This is a genomic window from Nocardioides sp. (genome assembly GCF_025964975.1).
Classification (GTDB): Bacteria; Actinomycetota; Actinomycetes; order Propionibacteriales; family Nocardioidaceae; genus Nocardioides.
In genome coordinates this window covers 1-22,094 of the sequence record NZ_JAOPXV010000215.1, presented here as the reverse complement: position 1 = coordinate 22,094, position 22,094 = coordinate 1, and the positions used below count along the sequence as shown (strand labels likewise).

Genomic DNA, 22,094 nt, shown 5'->3' with positions numbered 1-22,094 from the left:
AGGAGTCATCCCCTTGTCTCAGGGCCACAACCCTCAGCCTGACCTCGTCGTCGTCGGATCCGGCTTCTTCGGCCTCACCATCGCCGAACGCTGCGCCGTCGAGCTCGGCCTCAGGGTCCTCGTCATCGAGCGGCGCTACCACCTCGGTGGCAACGCCTACAGCGAGATCGACGAGGAGACGGGGATCGAGGTCCACAAGTACGGCACCCACCTGTTCCACACCTCGAACCAGAGGGTCTGGGACTACGTCCGCAGGTTCACCGACTTCACCAACTACCAGCACCGGGTCTTCGCGAAGTACCAGGGACAGGTCTACTCGTTCCCGATGAACCTCGCGCTCATCAACCAGTTCTTCGGCAAGGCCCACAGCCCCGACGAGGCCCGCGCGCTGATCGCCGAGCAGTCCAGCGAGATCGACACCAAGGACGCCAAGAACCTCGAGGAGAAGGCGATCAGCCTCATCGGTCGCCCGCTCTACGAGGCGTTCGTCAAGGGCTACACCGCCAAGCAGTGGCAGACCGACCCCACCGAGCTGAGCGCGGACATCATCACCCGCCTCCCGGTGCGCTACACCTTCGACAACCGCTACTTCAACGACACCTACGAGGGCCTGCCTGTCGACGGCTACACCGCGTGGCTGACGCGGATGGCCGACCACCCCAACATCGAGGTGCGGACAAATACTGACTGGTTCACGGACACCGATGATTTTCGGCAGGACGAGTTCAAGGGCAAGGTCCCCGTCGTCTACACCGGGCCTGTCGACGAATACTTCGGCAACTGCGAGGGACGGCTGTCGTGGCGCACCGTCGACCTCGAGCAGGAGACCGTCGACGTGGACGACTACCAGGGCACCGGTGTGGTCAACGCCAACGACCAGGATGTCCCGTGGACGCGGGTGCTGGAGTTCAAGCACCTGCACCCCGAGCGCACGTACCTCCCCGGCAAGTCGATCATCGTCCACGAGTACAGCCGGTTCGCCGAGGACGACGACGAGCCCTACTACCCGATCAACACCAGCGAGGACCGCGCCAAGCTGCTGAAGTACCGCGACCTGGCCAAGAAGGAGCCGATGGTGCTCTTCGGTGGTCGGCTCGGCACCTACAAGTACCTCGACATGCACATGGCCATCGGGTCGGCGCTGTCGATGTTCGACAACAAGCTCAAGCCGCACTTCTCCGACGGAGTGCCGCTCACGAGCGGAGGAGTGGACGAATGACGAGCGCAACCACGACCGGCTCCACGGTGACCCGCCTGCTGCAGCGGCAGGTCCTGCCGATCGACGGCGACACGGACGTCTTCCGCCTCTACGTCGATCCCGAGGCGGCCGTCCTCGACGCCGACAAGTACGAGGTCGGGTCCAGCAGGGCCGCGCAGAACCTCAACAGTGCGCAGATGCGTCAGTCGCTGTCGACCGGTGCCGCGATCCACCCCGACCAGATCCTGGACCGCGAGGCCCTGCTCCTGCCCGCCGAGCAGCGCATCTCCTTCGGTTCCTACTTCAACGCCTTTCCGGCTTCCTACTGGCGCCGCTACACCATCGTCACCGATGTCACCCTGACGCTGACCATCGAGGGCGCCGGCGCGACGGTGACCGTCTACCGCTCGATGGCCAACGGCCGATCGCAGCGGGTCGAGACGGTGACCACGGGCTCCGACAGCGCCTCCAGCTTCACCTTCGAGCTCTCGCTGAAGCCGTTCGTCGACGGTGGCTGGTACTGGTACGACGTCGTCGCCGGTGAGCAGGACGTCGTCGTCCGCTCCGCCGAGTGGACCGCCGAGGTGCCCGAGGACCGGGCCGTCCACGGCACCGTCGACGTGTGCATCACCACCATGAACCGTCCCGACTTCGTGGCCAAGCTGATCGGCCAGATCGCGGACACCCCGGAGCTCCGGCCCTACCTCGACGAGGTCATGGTCATGGAGCAGGGCACGCAGAAGATGAAGGACTCCGAGTTCTACCCGGCGGCTGCCAAGACGCTCGGCGACAAGCTGCGCGTGATCGAGCAGGGCAACCTCGGTGGATCGGGCGGCTATGCCCGCGGCCAGCTCGAGTCCGTCCGCAAGGGCACCGCCACCTACGCGATGATGATGGACGACGACGTCATCTGCGAGCCCGAGGGCATCATCCGGTCCGTGACCTTCGGTGACCTGGCGCGCCGCCCCACCATCGTGGGTGGACACATGTTCTCCATCTACGCCCGCACCCGGCTGCACAGCTTCGGTGAGGTCATCAACCCGTGGCGCTTCTGGTGGCTCTCCGCACCCGGCGTCTTCCAGGACTGGGACTTCGGCGCCCGCAACCTCCGCTCGACGCGCTGGCTGCACAAGCGCATCGACGTGGACTTCAACGGCTGGTTCATGTGCCTGATCCCCCGTCGGGTCCTCGACGAGATCGGGTTGAGCCTGCCGCTGTTCCTGAAGTGGGACGACTCCGAGTTCGGTCTGCGTGCCAAGGCCGCGGGCTACCCGACGGTCTCCATGCCCGGCGCCGCCGTCTGGCACATCCCGTGGACCGACAAGAACGACGCGCTCGACTGGCAGGCCTACTTCCACCAGCGCAACCGTTTCGTGGCAGCGCTGCTGCACTCGGCCTACGAGCGCGGCGGACGCATGGTGCGCGAGAGCCTCAACCACCAAGTCGCCCACCTCGTCTCGATGCAGTACTCCACCGTCGAGCTGCGACTGATGGCGCTCGAGGACGTCCTGGCGGGTCCCTACGCCCTGCACGAGAAGCTGCCGACCCGGCTGGCGGAGGTCAACGCCTTCCGCAAGCAGTTCACCGATGCCCAGCTCCAGGCCGATCCGGACACCTTCCCCGCCGTACGCCGCCACAAGCCGCCGCGCAAGGGCAAGGACGACTCCGGCGTGCCCGGACGCGCATCCCTGCTCATCCGCGCGGCCACCATGCCGCTCCGGCAGCTCAAGACCCCTCGCTCGACCTCGCGCACCAACCCCGAGGCGGAGATCCCCGCCATGGACGCCAAGTGGTACCGCATCGCGCGCTACGACTCGGCGGTCGTCTCGATGCCGGACGGCAGCTCTGCTGCGCTGTACGAACGCGACCCCGCCAAGTTCCGCGACCTGATGAAGCGCACGGTGGACATCCACGCGAAGTTCCAGCGTGAATGGCCGCGACTCGCTGCGGAATACCGCGCGGCCCTCGGAGACATCACCTCGCCGGAGGCGTGGGAGAAGACCTTCGAGCCCTGGATGACGGAGATGGCGGAGCAGGCCCCCGAGAGCCCGGTCGCGAGCTCGGCCCCGGAGGGCACCCACGCATGACGAGCACCCCCACGGGAGCCACGGTCAAGAGACGGAGCACTCCGGCAGAGCTGGAGGCGCTTCCGCTCATCCCGCCGGCCGCCACAGGTCTCGCGGAGGTGGTCCGTCGTCGCTACCTGCTGCGGATGCTGGTGGGCAACACCATCCAGTCGCGCTACCAGGGGACCGTGCTCGGCTGGGTGTGGAGCTACCTGCAGCCGGCGATCCGCTTCTGCCTCTTCTACTTCCTGTTCCAGGTGATGATCGGCCGGGGTGCCGGGATGGAGAACTTCGCGGTCCACCTGTTCGCCGGCATGGTGATCGTCCACTTCTTCACCGAGACCTTCAACGGCGGCACCCAGTCGCTGATCCAGAACCGTTCCCTGATCACCAAGCTGCCCGTGCCCCTCGAGATGTTCCCCGTCTCGCGGATGCTGGTGGCGGCGTGGCACACCATCCCGATGCTGGCCATCCTGCTGTTCGTCTGTGTGCTGCTGGGCTGGGTGCCCGATGTCGTCGGCGTGGCCGCAGCGCTCCTCGGCTTCACCCTGACCGCGCTGCTGGGACTCGCGCTGGGGCTGGTCTTCAGTGTCGCCAACGTCTTCATGCGTGACTTCGGCAAGGTGGCCCAGACGCTCACCCAGTTCGTCACCTTCAGCGTGCCGATGATGTACCCCTACACGTTGGTGCAGGACCGCTTCGGCGAGCCGGTCGCGTCCTACTACCTCTTCAACCCGTTGGCCGAGGCCGTGCTGCTGATCCAGCGCGGCTTCTGGACCGGCACCACCAGCGACCCGGCGTACACCGAGGGCATCCACCTGCCCGACCACCTCTTCACCCGCGGACTCATCATGACCATGGTCGCGCTCGTCTGCGTGGTGCTCGCGCAGCGTCTCTTCTCCCGGCTCGAGTCCCGCGTGCCGGAGCGCCTCTGATGAGCACCCCACGAAACTGCGAGCTTCCTCCGCTTCGCTCCTCCAGCCCATACTTCCGCGGGGACCTCGCATGACGACCATGATCCAGGTGGAGAACGCCACCAAGTCGTTCACGATGTCCTACCAGCGCTCCCTCAAGCAGATCGTCCTGGCCAAGGCACGAGGCCGCAAGACCCACGACGTCTTCAACGCGGTGGACGACGTCAGCTTCACGGTGCAGGAGGGCGAGTCGATCGGTCTGATGGGGCTGAACGGCTCCGGCAAGTCCACCCTGCTCAAGCTCGTCAGCGGCGTCATGCGGCCCGACGCCGGGTCGGTGCTCACCCGCGGCCGGATCGCCGGCCTGATCGCGACCGGCGCCGGGTTCGACCCGCAGCTGAGCGGACGCGACAACCTCTTCCTCAACGCCGCGATCCTGGGCATGTCCCGGGCCGAGACGCTGCGCAAGTTCGACGAGATCGTCGACTTCGCCGATCTCGGCAAGTTCCTCGACACCGAGGTCGCCTACTACAGCTCCGGCATGAAGGCACGACTCGGCTTCGCGGTGGCCATCAACGTCGATGCCGACATCTTCATCGCCGACGAGGCGCTCGCGGTGGGGGACCGGCCGTTCAAGCGCAAGTGCAAGAGGCGCATGGACGAGATCGTGGCCTCGGGCGTCACGATGTTCTACGTCTCGCACGCGCCGGGGTCGGTCCGCAACCTGTGCAGCCGCGTCCTGGTCCTCGACCACGGCAAGCTCGCCTTCGACGGTGACGTGGACGAGGGCATCGCCTTCCTGGAATACAACGATGACGACGACGAGCGCGGTCGTGGCAACGCCGACGACGGGCTCGGCGCCGACATCTGATCCGGTTCGCCCGGGGCTGAGGGGCCGGCCGTGGGCGCGCTCCCGACTTGGGCGCGCGCACGCTGCGGCGTACGCCGCGAGGGACTTCGCGAGGGTTCCGTCACCTTCCTGTGTGTTGCAACACGCGGGAACGTTCGATTCCCCCGGGTAGCCGGGGGATCAGTAGCCGAGGCATCAGGGGACGCCCAGGTGGAGAGCGTCGGGGGTGCTTGCGACGGTCGTGGGCGGGTCGGAACGCTGCGCTCACCCCGAAAGTCGGGGGTTATGTGCCCAGAAACTTGACAATTCGGATGGTGACCGGCGTGTCGACTGGAAATTACAACGTTGTAGTTACTCAGATCCTCTAGCAAACGCCTGTGACTGGTGTGACCCTTGCTACTCGTGTGACCTTCCCCGCGCACTGGAGTAGCCAAATATGCGTCCTGTTCAAGCCCGTTTCGTCACCGCCTGTCAGCAGCTGCTGGCACTCGGTGTGGTCCTGGCCGTCATCACCCCTGCCGCCAGCGTCCTGTCCCTCGACATCGTCGGCGCGCCCTCGCGTCCCGGCGGCTCCCCGGCGCCACTGAGCGGTGCGCTGAGCTCGGCCACCGTGCCCACCTCGACGGTGGAGCCTGAGGTGACCGAGGTGCCGCTCACCAGCCTCGCCGGGAGCGCGCGCGCCCTCACCGGCTCGACGGTCCAGCGCCAGTCCCTCTCAGCCACGACGGTCACCAGCCGCCCGCAGGTCGTCACCGGGTACGGCGCGGTCGGGGTCACCTGGGCCGGCGGGCAGGACGTGGCCGAGGACGGGATCGAGATCCAGGTCCGGACCCGCGAGGGCGACGAGTGGACCGACTGGTCCCCGCTGGAGTACCACGACGACCACGCCCCCGACGCGGGCACCGCCGAAGCGCGGAACGCGCGTCCCGGCACCGACCCGCTCATCGTGGGCGACGTCGACTCGGTCCAGGTGAAGGCTGCCGTCGACACGAGCAGCACCGCCGTGCTGCCCAGCGACCTCACGCTGGCCGTGATCGCGCCGGGCACCGCCGAGGAGACCGAGAAGCAGGCTCCGGCCGAGGGACCGTCGCCGGAGGAGGAGTTCGAGGAGCGCAGCGAGGGCGCGATCTCCCTGCGCTCGGCCGCGACGACACCGCCCATGCCGACCATCTACTCGCGCGCCCAGTGGGGCGCCAACGAGTCCCTGCGCAACAAGTCGGCACTGCGCTACGGCACGGTCAGCGCGGGCTTCGTGCACCACACGGTCAACGCCAACGACTACACCGAGGCCCAGGTGCCCGGCATCCTGCGCAGCATCTACGCCTACCACGTGCAGTCCCGCGGCTGGAGCGACATCGGCTACAACTTCCTGGTTGACCGGTTCGGTCGCATCTGGGAGGGTCGCTACGGCGGCGTCGACAAGAACGTCGTCGGTGCGCACACCCTGGGCTACAACGACTACGCATTCGCGATGTCGGCCATCGGCAACTTCGACGTCGTCGCCGCGCCTGACGTGATGCTGCGCTCCTACGGAGCGCTGTTCGAGTGGAAGCTGGCCCTCAACGGCGTCAATCCCGACTCCATGTCGCAGCAGGTCGGCCGGTCGACCTTCGCGGCCATCAACGGCCACCGCGACGCCGGGTCGACGGCGTGCCCGGGCCGCTACCTCTACGCCAAGCTGGCCACCATCCGGTCCTACGCCTCCTCTGCGGCCCCGGCTCCGCCGCCCGCCCCGGTGCCGGCACCCCCGCTCGAGATCACCGACCCCGCGCCGCAGTCCAACCTGGTCGGTGCCGGATATCCGGAGCTGGTCGTCCGTCGCGCCAGCGACGGCCAGGGCCTGATCCTGCCGACCGGCGGGCTCACCTCCTTCAGCAAGGCCACGGTCGTGTCCCGCAAGGGCTGGAGCAACCGGCCCGAGGTGCTGATCACGCCTGACGTGACCGGTGACGGCGTGCTGGACCTCGTCTCCACCAGCGAGCAGGGCGTGCTGCGGATCCGTCCGGGCAAGGGCAACGGGAAGTTCAAGGCGACGTCCAAGGTCATCACGGCCACGGAGGGCCACACCCTGATGACCGCGGTCGGCGACATCAACAAGGACGGCCGCAACGACCTCGTCGCCCGCTACAAGGGCCGCATGGTGGCACTCCTCGGCACGCCCAAGGGCGGCTTCAAGCGCTCCATCCTGGCCAAGGGCATGGGCAGCTACACCCAGTTCATCGGCGTCGGCGACCAGAACAGCGACGGGTCGCCCGACCTCGTCGCCCGGGACACCAAGGGACGTCTGTTCCAGTTCGCCGGCACGGGAACCGGCACCTTCGGCGGCCGGACGGCCGTGCCCGGGTCCTGGTCGGCGTACAACCGGGTCACGGGTGGTGCCGACGTCAACGGTGACGGCCGCGGCGACCTGGTCGCCCGCACGCCCAAGGGGAAGGTCTTCATCCACACGGCGCACGGCGACGGCTCCTACTCGCTGGCGATGGGTCCCGCCGCCAACGTGCGTGCACTGCGGTCCCTGACCTCTGCGGGCAACCTGGTCGGCGACGCCGCACCGGACATGATCGGCGTCAAGGACAACGACCTGGTGGTGGTGCCCAACAAGGGCACCTTCGACCTCGGTGCGCCGATCGACACCGGGGTGTCCTTCGCGGGTGCGACCTCGATCATCAACGCCGGCGACTGGGACCGGGACGGTGCCGGAGACGTGATCACCCGCGCTGCTGACGGCAGCCTGCTGCTCTACCGGGGCAACAACCTCGGCCGATTGGCCGCCCCGAGCCCGCTGGGGACCGGGTTCAGCGCGGTCGAGGGGCTCACGGCCGCAGGCGATGTCACCGGCGACGGTTTCCCCGACCTCCTCGGGACCCTCTCCGGAGCCCTGAACGTGTTCGCGGGCACCGGGACGGCGATCTCGGCCGGCCGGACGGTCGCCGGTCGCACGGTCGCGCGGACCGGCCTCCCCGCCGACCTGACGCCCTTCGACTGGGTGGTCCCGGTCAGCGACATCAAGGCGAAGGGGACCGGGGACTACCTCGTACGCCAACCGAGCACCGGCTACCTCTACGTCTACACCGGCACGCGATCCGGCGTCGCGCCGCCGCGTCTCCTCGGCGAGGGACTGGGGGCCTACGACCTGGCCGGCTGAGGCACAGCGGCACTCAGAGCCGGTGCGTGGCGCGTTCGGCGTCGTACGTCGACTGCGACTGGCCGGCCGCGAGGTGCCGCACAAGAACCAGCGATCCGCCCAGTGCGAGCGGCTCGGTGAGGGTGACGATCCCCGGTGGGGAAGCCGGGTTCGTCGCCGAGAAGAGACGGCCGCCGTCGGTGAGGACACTCCCGGCGGCGGCCGCCTGCATCATGTCGGCCTGCGTCAGCCGGCTGCCGGGAGCCTCCACGGCCACGTCCGTCCCGGTGGGTGCGTCCCAGGCGGTGAAGGCGTCGGGTTGGGTCCACACCTCGATGCCGACGTCGTGCACGCCGGGTGGGACGGGCTCGTCGAAGCGCACGCCGAGCGGCCGCAGGCTGCAGGCGAAGACCGGCAGGTCGTCGGCGCGCTCGCTCCAGGACGCCAAGGTGTCCGGTCCGCACACGACCGCATGGGGGTCGTCGTCGGCGGTGACGGCCAGGCCGATCGTCCAGGCGGCGCCCAGGAACACCGGCCCGAGCCAGTGGGTCGGGAGGTCGAGGCGGAGGCTCATACCGCGCTCGAGCTCGCCCTCCTCGACGAGGAGACCGGCAGCCTTGGCCACCCAGTTGGCGTAGGTCGTGAGCGACAGCTCGACGCGTTCGCCCGTCGCGTGGTCGTAGAAGGTGATGAACGGGCGCGACGCGTCGCCGCGCAGCTGTCGGGCCAGCTCGGCCGGGAAGGTCGTCACGGCCCCGAGCCTAGGGTTGCGGCCCAGCGGGTCTCGGCGGTGGCCTACTGTCGCGCCCATGAGCGAGCCCAACCGCGAGCCCAACCGCGAGCCCAACCGTGCCGACCAGTTCTCTCACGAGCTCGACCGCTTCTGGGCCGTGATCCCTGCGGGCGGGGCGGGCACCCGGCTGTGGCCGTTGTCTCGGCAGACCTCACCGAAGTTCCTGCACGACCTCACGGGCACGGGGCGCACGCTGATCCAGGCGACGTACGACCGCCTGGTGCCGCTGGTGGCCGACCGGATGATCGTCGTCACGGGTCAGGCGCACCGGGACGCGGTCGTCGCCCAACTCGGTGCCCTCGGCCCGGATGCTGTCGTGGCGGAGCCGTCCGCCCGTGACTCGATGGCGGCGATCGGCCTCGCCGCCGCGCTCATCGAGGCGCGCGACCCCGATGCGGTGATGGGCTCCTTCGCGGCCGACCACGTCATCTCGGCCGACGAGGCGTTCCGCGCGGCCACGGCCACGGCGGTCGAGGCGGCACGGGCGGGGTGGCTGGTGACGATCGGCATCGAACCGTCGCACCCGGCAACGGGCTTCGGCTACATCAGCGTCGGTGACGCGCTGGACGACGTGCCCGGCGTCTTCGCCGTGCGTGAGTTCGTCGAGAAGCCGTCGGCCTCGGTGGCCGCCTCCTACGTGTCGGCCGGCTACCGCTGGAACGCCGGCATGTTCGTCGTACGCCCGGGGGTGCTGCTGGACCTCCTCGCCGAGCAGGACCCGGAGTTCACCGCCGCTCTGCGAGGCATCGCCGCCGATCTGTCGACGCTGGGCGACGTCTGGCCGAGCCTGCCGAAGATCGCGGTGGACCACGCCGTCGCCGAGCCCGCTGCCGCGGCGGGTCGTGTCGCGGTGGTGCCGGGCGCCTTCGGGTGGGACGACATCGGTGACTTCGCCTCCCTCGAGGCCCTGCTCAGGACCGGCGACGCGATCACCGTGCTCGGCAACGCGGGGCTCGTCCGCGCCATCGACGCGTCGGGTGTCGTCGTGCCGGCCAGCGGCCGGGTCGTGGCAGTCGTGGGGCTCGACGACGTGGTCGTGGTGGACACCGGTGACGCCATCCTCGTCACCACCCTGGAGCGGGCGCAGGACGTGAAATCGATCGTGGCCGCCCTCAAGGAGGACGGCCACGACCACCTCGTCTGAGGTGCGAGCGGGGTCAGGTCAGGCGGCCCCGGGCTCCGGCGAGTCGAGGTAGGGGTACTTCTTCATGAAGTCGTCGAGCGCGGCACCGCTGGGGGCCGAGCAGTACTGGAAGACGCCGACCTGCTTGTCGGGGGCCGTCTCTCCAGCGCCACCGACCGACCAGTGGGTGAGGGCCACGTGCTCGCCGCCCGGGAACGGCTCGCCGTCCTCGGAGGTCCAGGGCGCCGCGATGAACTTGTCGCGGAAGTTCGAGGTGCCCTGCAGCTTGTCGGCAATGCCGCGCAGGTCGTCCATCATGGCGTCGTCGGCCGCGACCGTCTTGTCGTACCAGAGGATCGTGTAGCCGTGCTCGAGGTTGTGCACGAGCTCGCCGACGTCGGGACGGTCCGAGGCGGCGTACAGCTTGCGCTCCATCGTCGCTGGCGCGTCGTAGTGCTGGCCGAAGGCCGGGGGAGAGTCCTCGTAGGCGATGGGGGTCCCGGGCGGGACGTGGTCCTGGGTGCCGTTCGCCTTCTTGGTGGTGACCTCGCTGCACGCCTCGGCGGATGCGCCGATCTCGTCGAGGGACTTCGACGAGAAGGCGCGCAGGTCGTACCAGTCCTTGATGGGCTGGTAGGCGGCAGCCGCCACGATCAGCAGGGCGATGGTGAGGCAGACGCCGACGATCGCGAAGCCTCGCCGTTTCTCGGCGCCCTTCTGCTTGTTGCGGATGGAGTCGATGACCGCCTGGCGGTCGGTCCGTTCCTTCTTGGCCACAGCGTGTGAGTCTCTCGAAGTCGGTGGGCTCGCCCTGTCAACAGGCGGGGTCGGGGGCAGAGTCTACGGAGTGGCCGCGACGACGCGAGTCGAGACTCCCGATTCGCCGGCTCGCCAGTCCAGCACCCGCCAGCCGTGGGCGAAGCAGACGGCCTCGACGACCACGCGCTCCGGCCGCCCGCTGATCTCCAGGTCGTACGCCGCAGGGCCCTCCCCGTCGAGAGCGACGGTGCCGATCCGTCCGGTGGCGTGCACGCGACCAACGGCCTCCACCAGCTCGCTGACCTCGACAGACGCGCCGAAGGGCGACCGGTCCGCCTCGTGCCCGGCCAGTGCCCGGATCACGGCCTCGCGTGCGCCGTACCCGAAGAGATCGGCACCCTCGGGACGGATGAGCGAGGCCGCTCCTGCTCCGTCGTCGTCGATGGGCAGCACGAGGTCGCCCCGGCCGCGGACGACGGCGACCGGCCGGCCGCTCAGCTTGCCCTGCACCAGGTCGGCTGCCCCGGCGATCTCGTCGGCCACGGCCGGCAGGGTGACGACGAGGTCGTTGCCGTGGGCGTCCACCTGCCCGGCGTAGTCCTCGGCGACGCGGAGGCCGGCGGCCCCGACGGCGATGTCGGTCTGGCCGTCGCGCCACGCGCGTCCCGCGGTGTCGGTGACGATCACACCGACCCGGGTGCCGGTGAGGTCGTGCAGCCGGGCGCGCAGGGCTCGGGCGCTGGCGTCCGGGTCGAGTGGCAGCAGCACGATGGAGCCCGCCTCGACGTTCGACGCGTCGATCCCGGCGGCGGCCATCGTCAGGCCGAGCCGGGTGCGCACGATCGTCGTGGGCCCCCGGCGCGCGACGACCCGTCGAGTCTCCTCCGCCAGCGCGTCGTCGCGGTCGCCGGAGCGCACCCGGCCCTCCGCCTTGCTGACGACCTTGCTCGTGACGACCACGATGTCTCCGTCAGCCAGCACCAGGGCCTCGGTGATCAGCGAGGCGAGGTCGGACCCGGGCGTGATCTCGGGCAGGCCGTCGGGCGCCGTGACGTCGAGCCGGTTACCGCCGGAGGAAGGGCCGATGGTCACGCCGGCCGGACCAGGTCGATCGCAGCGGCCGCCATCGCTGCCGTCGCGTCGTGGTCGGTCATCATCAGCGGCACTGCGGCGCAGGCGATCCCCGCGGACTCGACCGCGGCGACGTGGGAGCTGTCGGAACCGTCCACGAGCCACCCGTCGAGCACCCCACCTGCGGCGCGCGAGCCGTAGTGGAGGGCGACGGCGGCCGCCGTGACGTCCACGCCGATGGCGTCGAGCATCTGTTTCGCCATCCCGTGGACGTGGGTGTCGGCGACGATGGGGGAGAGACCCACGACCGGAGCAGCCGTGCCGGCCAGCGCCTCGCGGATGCCGGGGACCCCCAGGATCGTGCCCACCGAGACCACGGGGTTGGACGGCGGCAGGATGACGAGATCAGCCTCGGCGATCGCGTCCAGCACCCCGGGCGCGGGCGTCGACTGCTCCAGCCCCACGAAGACGAGTGCCTCCGCCGGGACCTCGGCACGCAGGCGCACCCAGTACTCCTGGAAGTGGATGACGCGCCTGCCGCTCGGTTCCTCGAGGTCGGCGACTGCGACATGCGTCTCGACCCTGTCATCGGTCATCGGCAGCAGCCGCACTCCGCCCCAGGAGTCCGCCTGGCTCCACCGCCGGCACAGCGCAGCCGTGACCTCGGACAGCGGGTAGCCGGACTCGAGCATCTGGGTGCGGACCAGGTGGGTCGCGATGTCGCGGTCACCCAGCCCGAACCAGGTCGGCTCGACGCCGTACAGCGCGAGCTCGGTCTTCGCGCTCCAGGTCTCCTCGCGACGGCCCCACCCGCGCTCGGTGTCGATGCCGTCCCCGAGGGTGTACATGACGGTGTCGAGGTCGGGGCAGACCTTGAGGCCGTGGATCCACAGGTCGTCCGCCGTGTTGGCGATGACCGTGACCTCCGCATCGGCCGCAATGCCGGGCAACGAGCCGCGGGCGATCCCGTGCAGCAGCCCCTGGATGAACCTGGCTCCACCCACCCCGCCGGACAGGACCGTGATCTTCTGCATGCGGACAGCCTGCCCTACCCCACATTCGACCGCTGCTCGCCGTCCGCGGACCGATGGGGCCATATCAGATCCGGGCTTGACTTACGGGTACGACAGGCATGTAATTCCCACAGTGTTGTTCACACCGTTCAGCACTCGCACCACATCACCGGGTCGAAAGGGCGAAAGCCATGAGAGCAGAACTGTTTCTCCTTGAGCCGGACGCCGAAGACATGGGCTGGCAGGACCGCGCTCTCTGCGCGCAGACCGACCCCGAAGCCTTCTTTCCCGAGAAGGGCGGATCCACGCGCGAGGCGAAGAAGGTCTGCCTGACGTGCGAGGTCCGCAACGACTGTCTCGAGTCCGCGCTCAGCAACGACGAGCGCTTCGGCATCTGGGGCGGCCTGTCCGAGCGGGAGCGCCGCAAGCTGAAGAAGCGGGCCGTCTGAGCCGCACCACCCCACGCAGCACCAGCACGCAGTCACGTCCCGGGTCGCCTGCGACCCGGGACGACTGCATTTCGGCTCCATTTCGGGGGTCGCCCGGGGGATGGCTAGGGTGCTGCGGTGACCGTCACCGCCCTTCTCGTCAGCCATGACGGGGCGAGGTGGCTGCCGGCGGTCCTGGCAGGAGTGGCTGCCCAGCACCGGCGTGTCGACGCCTTCGTCGCCGTCGACACCGGCAGCGGCGACACGAGCGCCGACCTCGTCGCCCGAGCGTGGGGCGAGGACTGCCTCCACGTGGTCGACAGCTCCACCACCTATCCGGAGGCCGTCCGCGCCGGGCTCGCGGCCCTCGCGCCGCGCGCCTCGGACGACGAGTGGATCTGGCTCCTGCACGACGACGCCAACCCGCACCCGGACGCGTTGCTGGCGCTGACCCTGGCCATCGAGGAATATCCCGGGGCCGACATCTTCGGTCCCAAGCTCCGCGAATGGCCCTCGCTGCGGCGACTGCTGGAGGTCGGGCTGACCATCAGCGGCACCGGTCGTCGGGAGACCGGGCTGGAGCGGGGCGAGTACGACCAGGGCCAGCACGACGAGGCCCGCGAGGTGCTCGCGGTCAACACGGCCGGGATGCTCGTACGTCGCAGGGTGCTCGAGGAGCTCGGTGGCTTCGACGACGAGCTGCCGATCTTCGGCAACGACATCGACTTCGGCTGGCGCGCCGCCGAGGCGGGCCACCAGACGATGGTGATCCCGCAGGCGGTCGTCTTCCACGCCGAGGCCGCCCACCGTGGGGCCCGGCGCACGACATTGACGGGCACGCACACCCACTACCAGCAGCGGCGGGCAGCCCTCTTCACGCTGCTGGCCAACGCCCCGACGCGCAGGCTGCCGTGGCAGCTCGTCCGCCTGTTCCTCGGGTCGATGCTGCGCGTGATCGGGTTCCTCGTCGTGCGCTCGGTCGGCGAGGCGTTCGACGAGCTCGGCGCCGTCGTGTCCGTCTACTCCCGGCCCGGTCACCTGCTCGCGGCCCGGAGGGCCCGCGCCGAGCGACGGGTGGACGATCCGGTCGACGTGCGCAGGCTGCTCGCCCCCGCCTGGGTGCCCTACCGGCACGGCCTGGACTTCGTGACCGACCTGACCGCAGCCGCCACCAGCCAGGCCGCAGACGTTGCCGAACGCCGGCGCGCGGCCAAGCTGGCCGCCGCCGAGCCGGCCAAGGACGAGCGGGGACCGCGAACGAGCAGCGACGAGGAGGAGGACTTCCTCCAGGACTCGGGTTTCGTCGCGCGGTTCGTGACGAGCCCGGTCGCCATGTCCCTGACCATCTTCGGCCTCCTCGCGATCGTCGCGGCGCGTTCCGCCTTCGGCTCGATCACCGGAGGCGCGCTGTCGCCGGTGCCGGGCGAGGTCGCGGACTGGTGGCGCCTGCACGCCGAGAGCAGGCACCCCCTGGGCACCGGCACCGACGTTCCCGCGCCTGCCTACGTCCTGGCCTTCGCGCTGCTCGGCACCCTCCTGGGCGGTAGCACCGGAGCGGTGATCTCGGCGCTGATGCTCCTCGCGGTTCCCTTCGGGGCCTGGGGCGCGTGGCGGCTGCTGAACGTCGTCGCCCACCTCGTGGACACCCGCGACCTGCCCCGGGGCGTGCACGTGTGGGGGGCCGTCACCTATGGACTGGTCCCGGCCACGTCCGGCGCCTGGGGCGAAGGCCGCTTCGGCACCGTGGCCGTGGCCGCGCTGCTGCCCTGGGCGGCCCGTGCTGCCCTGGGCTTCGCCGACCCGGAGCCCGACGGCCGCTGGCGCGCGGCGTGGCGCACTGCCTTGCTGGTCGCGCTGAGTGCGGCGTTCGTGCCGGGACTGTGGCTGTTCGCCCTGTTCGCGGCTGCCATCGTGTTCGGCGCAGCAGTCTTCGTCGCACCGCGGCTGCTCAAGGACCGATCCGCCTGGGCTCCGCCCGTGGTGAGCCTGCTCGCCGTCCCGGTCCTTCTCGCACCGTGGTCGATTCCCCTCGTCACCACCGGTTCCGCACCGGGGCTGCTCCTGGAGGCCGGCCGGCTTCCCGGTGACCAGGTCGACTTCGTCGGGTTGATCACGGGTCGGCTCGGCGACGTGGGTGCACCCTGGTGGATCGGTGCACTGCTCGCCGTACTCGCCGTGCTGGCCCTGGTCCCACGATCGACCCGCGTGCCGGTGACCATCTGCTGGCTGGTCGCCCTCGCTGCCGCCGTCGTGGCTGCGGGCCTGGCGTGGGTGACGCTGTCGTTGCCCGCGGCCGTGACCCGACCGAGCCTCGGCCTGTTCGTGGTGATCCTGCAGGGGGTGGCAGTCATCGCCTCGGTGCTCGGAGCGGCGGCCTACGCGCGCCGGCTCCGAGCGGGTTCCGCGCACCCGCTGTGGCAGCGCGCCGCTGCGGGCCTGCTCGCTGTCGCCGCCGCCGTGGTGCCCTTCGGCGGCCTGGTCTGGTGGCTGGCCGACCATGACGACGCCCTCACCCGCACGGAGCAGGCGGTCGTCCCCGCCTACATGGAGCAGAGCTCCCAGCTCGGCGACGAGCACGGCGTGCTCGTGGTCCGCGGCTCGATCGATCGCGGCATCGACTACGGCATCCGCCGCGGCGACGGGATCACGCTCGGCGAGGACGAGGTCCTCGCGCTCTCCGACGTCGACGGGGACTTCGACGCCGCCGTGCGCGCCCTCGTCTCGTCGCCGACCTCGAACGTCGTCAAGTCGCTGGGGGACGCCGGGATCGAATACGTCGTGCTTCCGTCCCCGGCCGACGGCACCATCGCCGCGGCCCTGGACGCCACGGCCGGCCTCGACCAGGCCAGCGCCGAGAACCGCTCGACCCGCGCCTGGCGGGTGGACCGCCCGTTGGCGGCCGACGACGTCGAGAGTCGCACCAGCGCCTTCCGCACCGTGCTGCTGGTCCTGCAGGGCCTGGCCATCCTGGTCGCGCTCGTGCTGGCCGCGCCCACGCTCAGGAAGGGCCGCGATGACTGAGCCGGCCACCGGGGCGTCCGGACGTCGTTCGGGCCGGGTGCGGATCGCCCGCTTCGGACCCCTCGAGGTGCTTGCCGTGCTGCTGCCCGTGCTGACGGTGGCTGCGCTCGCCCTGGTGCGGCCCGTCGACGAACCGCCGGTGCTGCTCCCGCCCACGGCGGCGCCCCTCTCGCGCACCACGCTGGTCTGCCCCAGCGCCGTCCCCCGCACCGGCACCGTCGCCCTCGCCAACGCCGACGGCGTGCGGGGCGAGCTCGAGATCCGCCTCCGGGCCGACGAGACCCAGGCCATCGACGGCACGGCTCGGACCGGGCTGAAGGCGTCCTACGTCGCCCAGGCCGAGGGTGAGCTCGCGGCCGGACTCGTCGGCACGCGGTATGGCGACCGCGCCGCCACTGCCTGCGCGGCACCGCAGCCCGAGCAGTGGTTCACCGGGGTCGGTGCCGCTGCTGAGCACTCCTCGACCCTCGAGCTGGTCAACCCCGACGGCGGGCCGGCGGTGGCCGACGTCACGGTGCTCGGTCCGGACGGGCCGCTGGAGGTCCCGGCCCTCCGCGGCGTCACGGTGCCGGGCGGACGGACCTTGCGGTTCGACCTGTCCGAGGTCGTGCCGTCGCGCGACGAGCTCGCCCTGCAGGTGCTGGTGTCGAGGGGCCGGCTCGGCGTCCACGTCGTCGACGAGGTGGACGAGGTCGGTCGCGGCGTCCGTACCCGGGACTGGCTGCCCGCCCAGGGCGAGCCGGACACGTCGGCATACCTGCTCGGACTCGGCGGGAAGTCCGGTGACCGTACGCTCGTCGTGGCCAACCCCGGGGACAGCGAGGCGCGCGTGGGTATCGAGGTGATCACCAAGGAGAGCCAGTTCGCTCCTGCTGACCTGGACGAGATCCGGGTGCCGCCGCACTCCACGAAGACCGTCGACCTGACCGAGCTCCTGGCCGACAGAGCGACGCAGGGTGCGACGGGGCTGGTGCTCGACGCCACCACGCCCGTGACGGCCGGACTGCGCACCGTGGCGAGGGGCGACGTGTCCCACGCCGTGGCCGGCGGGCGGATCGTGGAGCGGGCGGCGCTCTCCCTGCCGAGCGGACCCTCGCGCCTGGTGCTCGGCGGGGCCGACGGCGTCGGGGTGGCGACCTACGTGGTGCGCGACGAGGACGGCGCGGAGATTGCTCGCGAGCGCGTCGAGCTCACCCCGGGGGTCGGCACCCGCATCAAGCTCCCCTCCGACGGCGCGCTGCTCGACCTGAGCGTCCAGCGCTCCAGCATCATCGCCGCGGTCGAGGTCGGCCCGCCCGGGCTCGCGGTCCTCCCGCTCTCCGAGCTGGTCGTCGACGCCCGGGTGCCCGACGTGCGGCCGGCCCTTCGTTAGAGGTCGTGCTAGTCGTCGTACCTCGGGTCGATCTCCTCGGGCTCCCGTCCCAGCAGCTCTGCGACCTGCTCGACGACCACGGTCAGGACGAGTGCGTCGAGCTCGGTGCGAGACTCGCAGCGGTGCTCGATCGGTCGCCGGAACAGCACCAGCCGGCTCGGATCACCACCAGTGCCCCGGATCAGCGACGAGAGCGGGACCGTCTCCTCGCCCCAGTCGTCGGGGAGCAGCGGGGTGTCCTCGACGGCATACTCGACCAGCCCGAGCTCGCGGTGCCAACGCGCGTCGATCTCGGTGACGGTGTCGAGCACGAGGCGGTCGAAGCGCTCGCGGCGGCTCGGGCGCTCGGGCGTCCCGGGATCTCGCGGCACGATGCCGGGCCCGCGCATGCCACGCCCGCGGCGGTCCCGGGTCGACCGCTTGGACTGGTTCACGACCGCGAGCCTAAACCGACGACGCAGTCCTCACGGGTAGCGTCTGGCGCGTGAGTCTCCGTCGCTGTTCGCGCACCGCCTGCGGGCGCAGCGCCATGAACACGCTGACCTACGTCTACGCCGACCAGACCGCTGTCCTGGGGCCGCTCTCGACGTACGCCGAACCGCACGCCTACGACCTGTGCGACATCCACAGCGAGCGGCTCTCCGCCCCGCGTGGCTGGGAGGTGCTGCGGCTCGCCGCGGACAAGTCCTCCCGGGGACCGAGCTCGGACGACCTGCTGGCCCTCGCCGACGCCGTCCGCGAGGCCGCTCGGCCACCTGAGCGGCCCGCGCCGATCCACTCGACCGACGACCCGCGGCGCGGCGAGAAGCGCGGGCACCTGCGGGTCCTCACCTCGGACTGAGGGCACGAGCCAGATGTCGGCTGGACCGTCATCGGGTGGGTCTGGGCCCTCGTCGTCGCGTTGCGGCCGCCGCGGGTCGCCGAGGTGTGACAGGCCTGGTCCCTGCGGGCCTCAGACCACCTGCTGATCCCCGAGTGCCAGCTGCAGGGCGGCCAGCCCTCTCGAGCTGTGGCTCTTCACCGTCCCCTCGGCCAGGTTGAGCTCACGAGCCGTCTCGCGGACGTCGAGACCCAGCCAGTGCCGGGGCACGACGAGCTTGCGCTGTACCTCCGGCAGCGACTGGACGGCCTCGATGAGCGCGGACTGCTCGTCGCTGCCGAGCCGTTCTCGACCCGGCACCTCCGCGCCGGAGTCCAGGGAGACGGTCCGGACCCCGCGTTGCCGCGTGCGGTGCGCGTCGATGTTGGCGTGGACCAGGATGCGGCGGACGTACGCCTCCGGATTGCCGTCCTTCGCGACGCGGGACCAGGCGGCGTAGAGCTTGATCAGCGCCGTCTGGAGCAGGTCATCAGCATCGTGCCAGTCGCCGCACAGTGCGAGCGCCATCCGCCGGAGATGGTCCTGGCGGGCCAGGACGAAGGCTGTGTACGCCGCCTCGCGATCGTTGCGCCTCATGGGGCCTGCGATTCGGAGTGGCCGGGACAGTCGATGCCGAGGGAGGCGTCGCCGCATCTTTGGAACTGGGACTCCGGCAAGTAGACGACCTCGGGGTCCGCGTCAGCGATGCGGGCGGTCACGCAGAGCCGGGCGCCGTCGACCTCGATGATGGCACTCACGCCCTACGCCTGGTCGCCCCCGCCCTGACTGGTCTGCTCGAGGATCGAGGCACCCTGGTGCGCCGTCAACCGCCCGTCGCCACTAAGCGTGACCCATCCGGGAGGCTCGCCGTCGGTGAACATCGGAGCCGTGTTCAGGACGGCGATCTCGTGGACCCACTGCTCGAAGGTCCGGTTGACGATGGCCGGGACTTGGGCGCTCCAGCTGGACCTGCCGGGCAGCACCGCCGCCAGAGCCCACCAAGGCTCTCCTTGCAGTGTCACCACGGCAGCGGTCGACAGGACCCCGTCGGCTCCACTGGATTGTCGAGGTAGCGCTCGATGACGATCCCGGCCGCTGTCGCCATCTTCCCGGAGCTGGTGTCGGAGCTGATGACCGTCGTCAGGTGACCGGAGTCGAGGTCGTAGTCGAGGATCGGCGGGATCTCGGCCGGGATGGCCGCCTTCGAGGTTGTCGGCGAGCTCGGGGTGGACGTCGCCGCCTCGGTCCGATCGGGGATCCGGGACTGGTCGACGGCACTCCCCGTGCCGGGGACGCCCGCCCATCCGATCCCGCCGACGATGGTCAGCATCACACGCGCGGTTGCGCCCATCGCCGTACGCCGCCTGCGGACCGCGCGGCGCCCGGCAATCAACCGCGCCTCGATCGGGGCGTGCGGCGGCCCGCCGTCCAGTGCCTGGTCGAAGCGTTCCTTGAGATCCACGTCGTCTCCCCGTTCGTGCTGATGCTGTCATGGACAAATACGCCTGCGAGGGCGATCGGCTGCAACGGTCGGGACGTCCAGTCGTAGGGTCGTGAGAGTTCCTCGAAGGACTTTCCCCGGACGCCGGATGCGGCTGATTTCGGGGCTCCATTGAGTTCCTAAGGATCTTCAAGCCACTTGGGGTGGATTTATGCTGGCGGGGACAGGTCGGGATGTTGGAGCGCCGAGCGACTTCTGTGACTCCCGGCCTGTCGCCTGCTTGCGGCGATCGCGTAGTCGGCGGTGTGCCGCGCTTGTCGCGTCGTTTCGGGTCGACCTTGTAGCGAGCCTTGACGATGGCCTTGCCTTCGGTCTCGCTGATTTCTCGGCCATCGACGTGACGGATGACGTAGGGCTGACCGGTCCGCATGCAGGCGGCGATCGGAGTCAACAGGTCGGCCGCCAGGTGACAGATCGCGGAGTCGCGGTGCCGGTCACCAGACATCAGCCGGACGTACTTCGCAGCGAGCTGAGGATCGACAAGGCGGGCGTGGTCGGCGGCCATGAACAGCATCTCGCGCAGCAGCGGGTCGCCGGCCTTGGTGATCCCGCCGTGGGTTTCTCCGACACCGGACTGGTTCACCTGGGGCACCAGTCCGGAGTAGGCGCGGATCGCGGCCAGGCTGGTGAACCGGTGCGGGTCGCCGAGCCGGCCGGCGATCACCGCGCTGATGACAGGCCCGACGCCAGGTGCTGTTGCCACGATCCCCTCAGGGTCAGCTTCGGCGTAGAGGTTCGCAAGTCGCTCATCGATGTCCTTGATCTGGGCGGACAAGAAGATCGCCTGCTCGGCCTCGACCGCGATGTCGGCCGCGAGCTCGCCCCAATCCATCCCCTCAGGGCCCCACAACGCCAAGGTCTCCCTGGCGGCGGCGATCAGCGCCTTCGCGGGTGCGGGTCCGTACTGGCCACGCGATCGGGCCTGCAGGAACCGCGACAGCCGGGCCTCGCCCAGGCGGAGCACGGCCTGCGGGTCGGCATAGCGGGCCAGGAACGCGAGCCCGGACTTGGAGTAGTCAGTCCCCAGCACGTCGTACCAGGCCGGGCCGAGGAGCTCGATCAGCGCGTCGAGTCGGGAGTAGACCGCGGTGCGGCGCTTGACCAGCGTGGAGCGCTGCTTGGTCAACCCCGCAACGGGTCCGCGCTCGAGTTGCCGTTGAACTCGCGCAGCCCTTCGGGGTGCAGCAACGGCAACCGGGCCAGCACCTCGGAGTCGAGGCGGTCGTTCTTCGTGTGCTTGGAGTAATACCTGCGCAGGTCCGCAGACTGCGTGGTCGGGACCATCACCACCCGCGCACCGCGCCGGCGGAACCACTGCGCCAGCACCAGCCACGCGTTGCGGGTCGGCTCCAGGACCACGCTCAGCTCGCCAGCATCATCCGCGCCCAGGTCGGCCCACAGACGGTCCAGTCCGTGCTCGAGGACCGGAACCTTCTACCGCGCCACACCGGGCGTCCGTCCACCGCGAAGGTGGCCTGATGATCGGCCCGGCACGCGACATCGATACCCAACGTCCTCGCCATCACTTCTGCTCCCGTCAGTCATGTGATCGATCAAGGAGTGACTGAGCGGCACGGCTACGGTCCAGACATTCTCTAAACCGAAGTCCCACGACCAATCGGTCAAGGGCTCCAAGTTCCCGAACAGGAACACCGCGTCGACCAACACCAGCCTGCGGGCGACCCACTCAATGAACAGAGATCACAACGTGTCCCGGTCGGTGGCCTGGAGCCGCCCGCAGACCGTGCTGCCAACCTAAATGTCGGTGGTCCCTGCTTGAGTTGTCCCATGACAGCGACCGCCACCACCGTGACTCTGCCGGACACTCCGGCCGAGGTGCTGGCCGCGATGCGGGCCGGACGCCGCGCCACCGCCCTGGGCGACCTGGCCCGCCGCCAGCTGGCGTTCGGCTTCGACGACACCGGGGCCGACGCGCAGCCGACGTCGAAGCGACCGACAACGACGCAGATCGTGCTGCACGCCCACCTGTCCGCCGACGCGA

General features: G+C 70.1%; 19 protein-coding genes and 1 pseudogene. 11 read left to right on the top strand and 9 right to left on the bottom strand.

From position 1 onward, the window contains the following. Window positions 1–13 precede the first annotated feature (13 nt). The 5 genes from glf (at window position 14) to JWN68_RS17450 (ending at window position 8,173) form a co-directional block, all read left to right on the top strand. On the top strand, window positions 14–1,219 hold the full coding sequence (gene glf, locus JWN68_RS17470; RefSeq protein WP_297741309.1) for a UDP-galactopyranose mutase: 1,206 nt from the start codon (window positions 14–16) through the stop codon (window positions 1,217–1,219). Continuing rightward, entirely contained in the window at window positions 1,216–3,285 is a 2,070-nt protein-coding gene (locus JWN68_RS17465) for a glycosyltransferase (protein WP_297741307.1), read from the top strand. The genes glf and JWN68_RS17465 overlap by 4 nt, the downstream gene beginning before the upstream one ends. Beyond that, on the top strand, window positions 3,282–4,199 hold the full coding sequence (locus tag JWN68_RS17460) for an ABC transporter permease (protein WP_297741305.1): 918 nt from the start codon (window positions 3,282–3,284) through the stop codon (window positions 4,197–4,199). The genes JWN68_RS17465 and JWN68_RS17460 overlap by 4 nt, the downstream gene beginning before the upstream one ends. A gap of 70 nt (window positions 4,200–4,269) precedes the next feature. After that, entirely contained in the window at window positions 4,270–5,049 is a 780-nt protein-coding gene (locus JWN68_RS17455; protein ID WP_297741303.1) for an ABC transporter ATP-binding protein, read from the top strand. Window positions 5,050–5,464: 415 nt separating this feature from the next. Continuing rightward, entirely contained in the window at window positions 5,465–8,173 is a 2,709-nt protein-coding gene (locus JWN68_RS17450; protein ID WP_297741301.1) for an FG-GAP-like repeat-containing protein, read from the top strand. 13 nt (window positions 8,174–8,186) lie between these two features. Here JWN68_RS17450 and JWN68_RS17445 read toward each other — a convergent pair whose 3' ends face one another. After that, window positions 8,187–8,903 (bottom strand): TIGR03089 family protein, encoded by a 717-nt coding sequence (locus JWN68_RS17445; protein WP_297741299.1) that lies wholly within the window; start codon window positions 8,901–8,903, stop codon window positions 8,187–8,189. 58 nt (window positions 8,904–8,961) lie between these two features. Here JWN68_RS17445 and JWN68_RS17440 point away from each other — a divergent pair, with 58 nt between their 5' ends. Beyond that, window positions 8,962–10,089 carry a sugar phosphate nucleotidyltransferase gene (locus tag JWN68_RS17440; protein ID WP_297741297.1) on the top strand — a complete coding sequence of 376 codons (1,128 nt, stop codon included), beginning with the start codon at window positions 8,962–8,964 and terminating at the stop codon, window positions 10,087–10,089. An 18-nt stretch (window positions 10,090–10,107) separates the two neighbouring features. Here JWN68_RS17440 and JWN68_RS17435 read toward each other — a convergent pair whose 3' ends face one another. The 3 genes from JWN68_RS17435 to cofD form a co-directional block, all read right to left on the bottom strand. Continuing rightward, a complete protein-coding gene (locus tag JWN68_RS17435) occupies window positions 10,108–10,845 on the bottom strand; it encodes a DUF3105 domain-containing protein (protein WP_297741295.1) in 738 nt (245 codons plus the stop codon). A 63-nt stretch (window positions 10,846–10,908) separates the two neighbouring features. After that, window positions 10,909–11,919 carry a coenzyme F420-0:L-glutamate ligase gene (cofE, locus tag JWN68_RS17430; RefSeq protein WP_297741293.1) on the bottom strand — a complete coding sequence of 337 codons (1,011 nt, stop codon included), beginning with the start codon at window positions 11,917–11,919 and terminating at the stop codon, window positions 10,909–10,911. After that, the gene (gene cofD / locus JWN68_RS17425) at window positions 11,916–12,932 is read right to left on the bottom strand and encodes a 2-phospho-L-lactate transferase (RefSeq protein ID WP_297741291.1); all 1,017 of its coding nucleotides are present in this window, start codon (window positions 12,930–12,932) and stop codon (window positions 11,916–11,918) included. The genes cofE and cofD overlap by 4 nt, the downstream gene beginning before the upstream one ends. Window positions 12,933–13,102: 170 nt before the next feature. On the opposite strand from cofD, the gene JWN68_RS17420 reads away from it, so the two are divergent. The 3 genes from JWN68_RS17420 (at window position 13,103) to JWN68_RS17410 (ending at window position 17,732) form a co-directional block, all read left to right on the top strand. Next, window positions 13,103–13,360, top strand: coding sequence for a WhiB family transcriptional regulator (locus JWN68_RS17420; protein ID WP_108343836.1), 258 nt, complete (start codon window positions 13,103–13,105; stop codon window positions 13,358–13,360). 117 nt (window positions 13,361–13,477) lie between these two features. Further along, window positions 13,478–16,360 carry a glycosyltransferase family 2 protein gene (locus JWN68_RS17415; RefSeq protein ID WP_297741286.1) on the top strand — a complete coding sequence of 961 codons (2,883 nt, stop codon included), beginning with the start codon at window positions 13,478–13,480 and terminating at the stop codon, window positions 16,358–16,360. Then, a complete protein-coding gene (locus JWN68_RS17410; RefSeq protein ID WP_297741284.1) occupies window positions 16,353–17,732 on the top strand; it encodes a DUF5719 family protein in 1,380 nt (459 codons plus the stop codon). Before JWN68_RS17415 ends, JWN68_RS17410 begins: the two co-directional genes overlap by 8 nt. A gap of 8 nt (window positions 17,733–17,740) precedes the next feature. Here JWN68_RS17410 and JWN68_RS17405 read toward each other — a convergent pair whose 3' ends face one another. Then, window positions 17,741–18,166, bottom strand: a complete 426-nt coding sequence (locus tag JWN68_RS17405) for a metallopeptidase family protein (RefSeq protein ID WP_297741282.1) — start codon at window positions 18,164–18,166, stop codon at window positions 17,741–17,743. 50 nt (window positions 18,167–18,216) lie between these two features. Here JWN68_RS17405 and JWN68_RS17400 point away from each other — a divergent pair, with 50 nt between their 5' ends. After that, a complete protein-coding gene (locus tag JWN68_RS17400; protein WP_297741280.1) occupies window positions 18,217–18,573 on the top strand; it encodes a DUF3499 domain-containing protein in 357 nt (118 codons plus the stop codon). Between the two features lie 111 nt (window positions 18,574–18,684). Here the strand turns inward: JWN68_RS17400 and JWN68_RS17395 are convergent, their stop codons facing one another. The 4 genes and pseudogenes from JWN68_RS17395 to JWN68_RS17380 form a co-directional block, all read right to left on the bottom strand. Continuing rightward, window positions 18,685–19,188, bottom strand: a complete 504-nt coding sequence (locus JWN68_RS17395) for a SigE family RNA polymerase sigma factor (protein ID WP_297741278.1) — start codon at window positions 19,186–19,188, stop codon at window positions 18,685–18,687. After that, the gene (locus JWN68_RS17390) at window positions 19,185–19,349 is read right to left on the bottom strand and encodes a hypothetical protein (protein WP_297741276.1); all 165 of its coding nucleotides are present in this window, start codon (window positions 19,347–19,349) and stop codon (window positions 19,185–19,187) included. The genes JWN68_RS17395 and JWN68_RS17390 overlap by 4 nt, the downstream gene beginning before the upstream one ends. Before the next feature lie 3 nt (window positions 19,350–19,352). Next, complete coding sequence (locus JWN68_RS17385; protein WP_297741274.1) at window positions 19,353–21,218, bottom strand: transposase; 1,866 nt, start codon at window positions 21,216–21,218, stop codon at window positions 19,353–19,355. Then, window positions 21,215–21,508: pseudogene (locus tag JWN68_RS17380) on the bottom strand (transposase); the annotation flags it as partial. The pseudogene JWN68_RS17380 and the gene JWN68_RS17385, both read right to left, overlap by 4 nt. Window positions 21,509–21,880: 372 nt before the next feature. Here JWN68_RS17380 and JWN68_RS17375 point away from each other — a divergent pair. Then, window positions 21,881–22,094 (top strand): hypothetical protein (locus JWN68_RS17375; RefSeq protein WP_297741272.1); only part of this gene is annotated, 214 nt, incomplete at its 3' end.

Excerpts from the sequence above, each read along its gene's own strand:
- JWN68_RS17465 (WP_297741307.1), top strand. The coding sequence starts at position 1,216 with ATGACGAGCGCAACCACGACCGGCTCCACGGTGACCCGCCTGCTGCAG.
- JWN68_RS17460 (WP_297741305.1), top strand. The coding sequence starts at position 3,282 with ATGACGAGCACCCCCACGGGAGCCACGGTCAAGAGACGGAGCACTCCG.
- JWN68_RS17455 (WP_297741303.1), top strand. The coding sequence starts at position 4,270 with ATGACGACCATGATCCAGGTGGAGAACGCCACCAAGTCGTTCACGATG.
- JWN68_RS17450 (WP_297741301.1), top strand. The coding sequence starts at position 5,465 with ATGCGTCCTGTTCAAGCCCGTTTCGTCACCGCCTGTCAGCAGCTGCTG.
- JWN68_RS17440 (WP_297741297.1), top strand. The coding sequence starts at position 8,962 with ATGAGCGAGCCCAACCGCGAGCCCAACCGCGAGCCCAACCGTGCCGAC.
- cofD (WP_297741291.1), bottom strand. The coding sequence starts at position 12,932 with ATGCAGAAGATCACGGTCCTGTCCGGCGGGGTGGGTGGAGCCAGGTTC.
- JWN68_RS17420 (WP_108343836.1), top strand. The coding sequence starts at position 13,103 with ATGAGAGCAGAACTGTTTCTCCTTGAGCCGGACGCCGAAGACATGGGC.
- JWN68_RS17410 (WP_297741284.1), top strand. The coding sequence starts at position 16,353 with ATGACTGAGCCGGCCACCGGGGCGTCCGGACGTCGTTCGGGCCGGGTG.
- JWN68_RS17395 (WP_297741278.1), bottom strand. The coding sequence starts at position 19,188 with ATGAGGCGCAACGATCGCGAGGCGGCGTACACAGCCTTCGTCCTGGCC.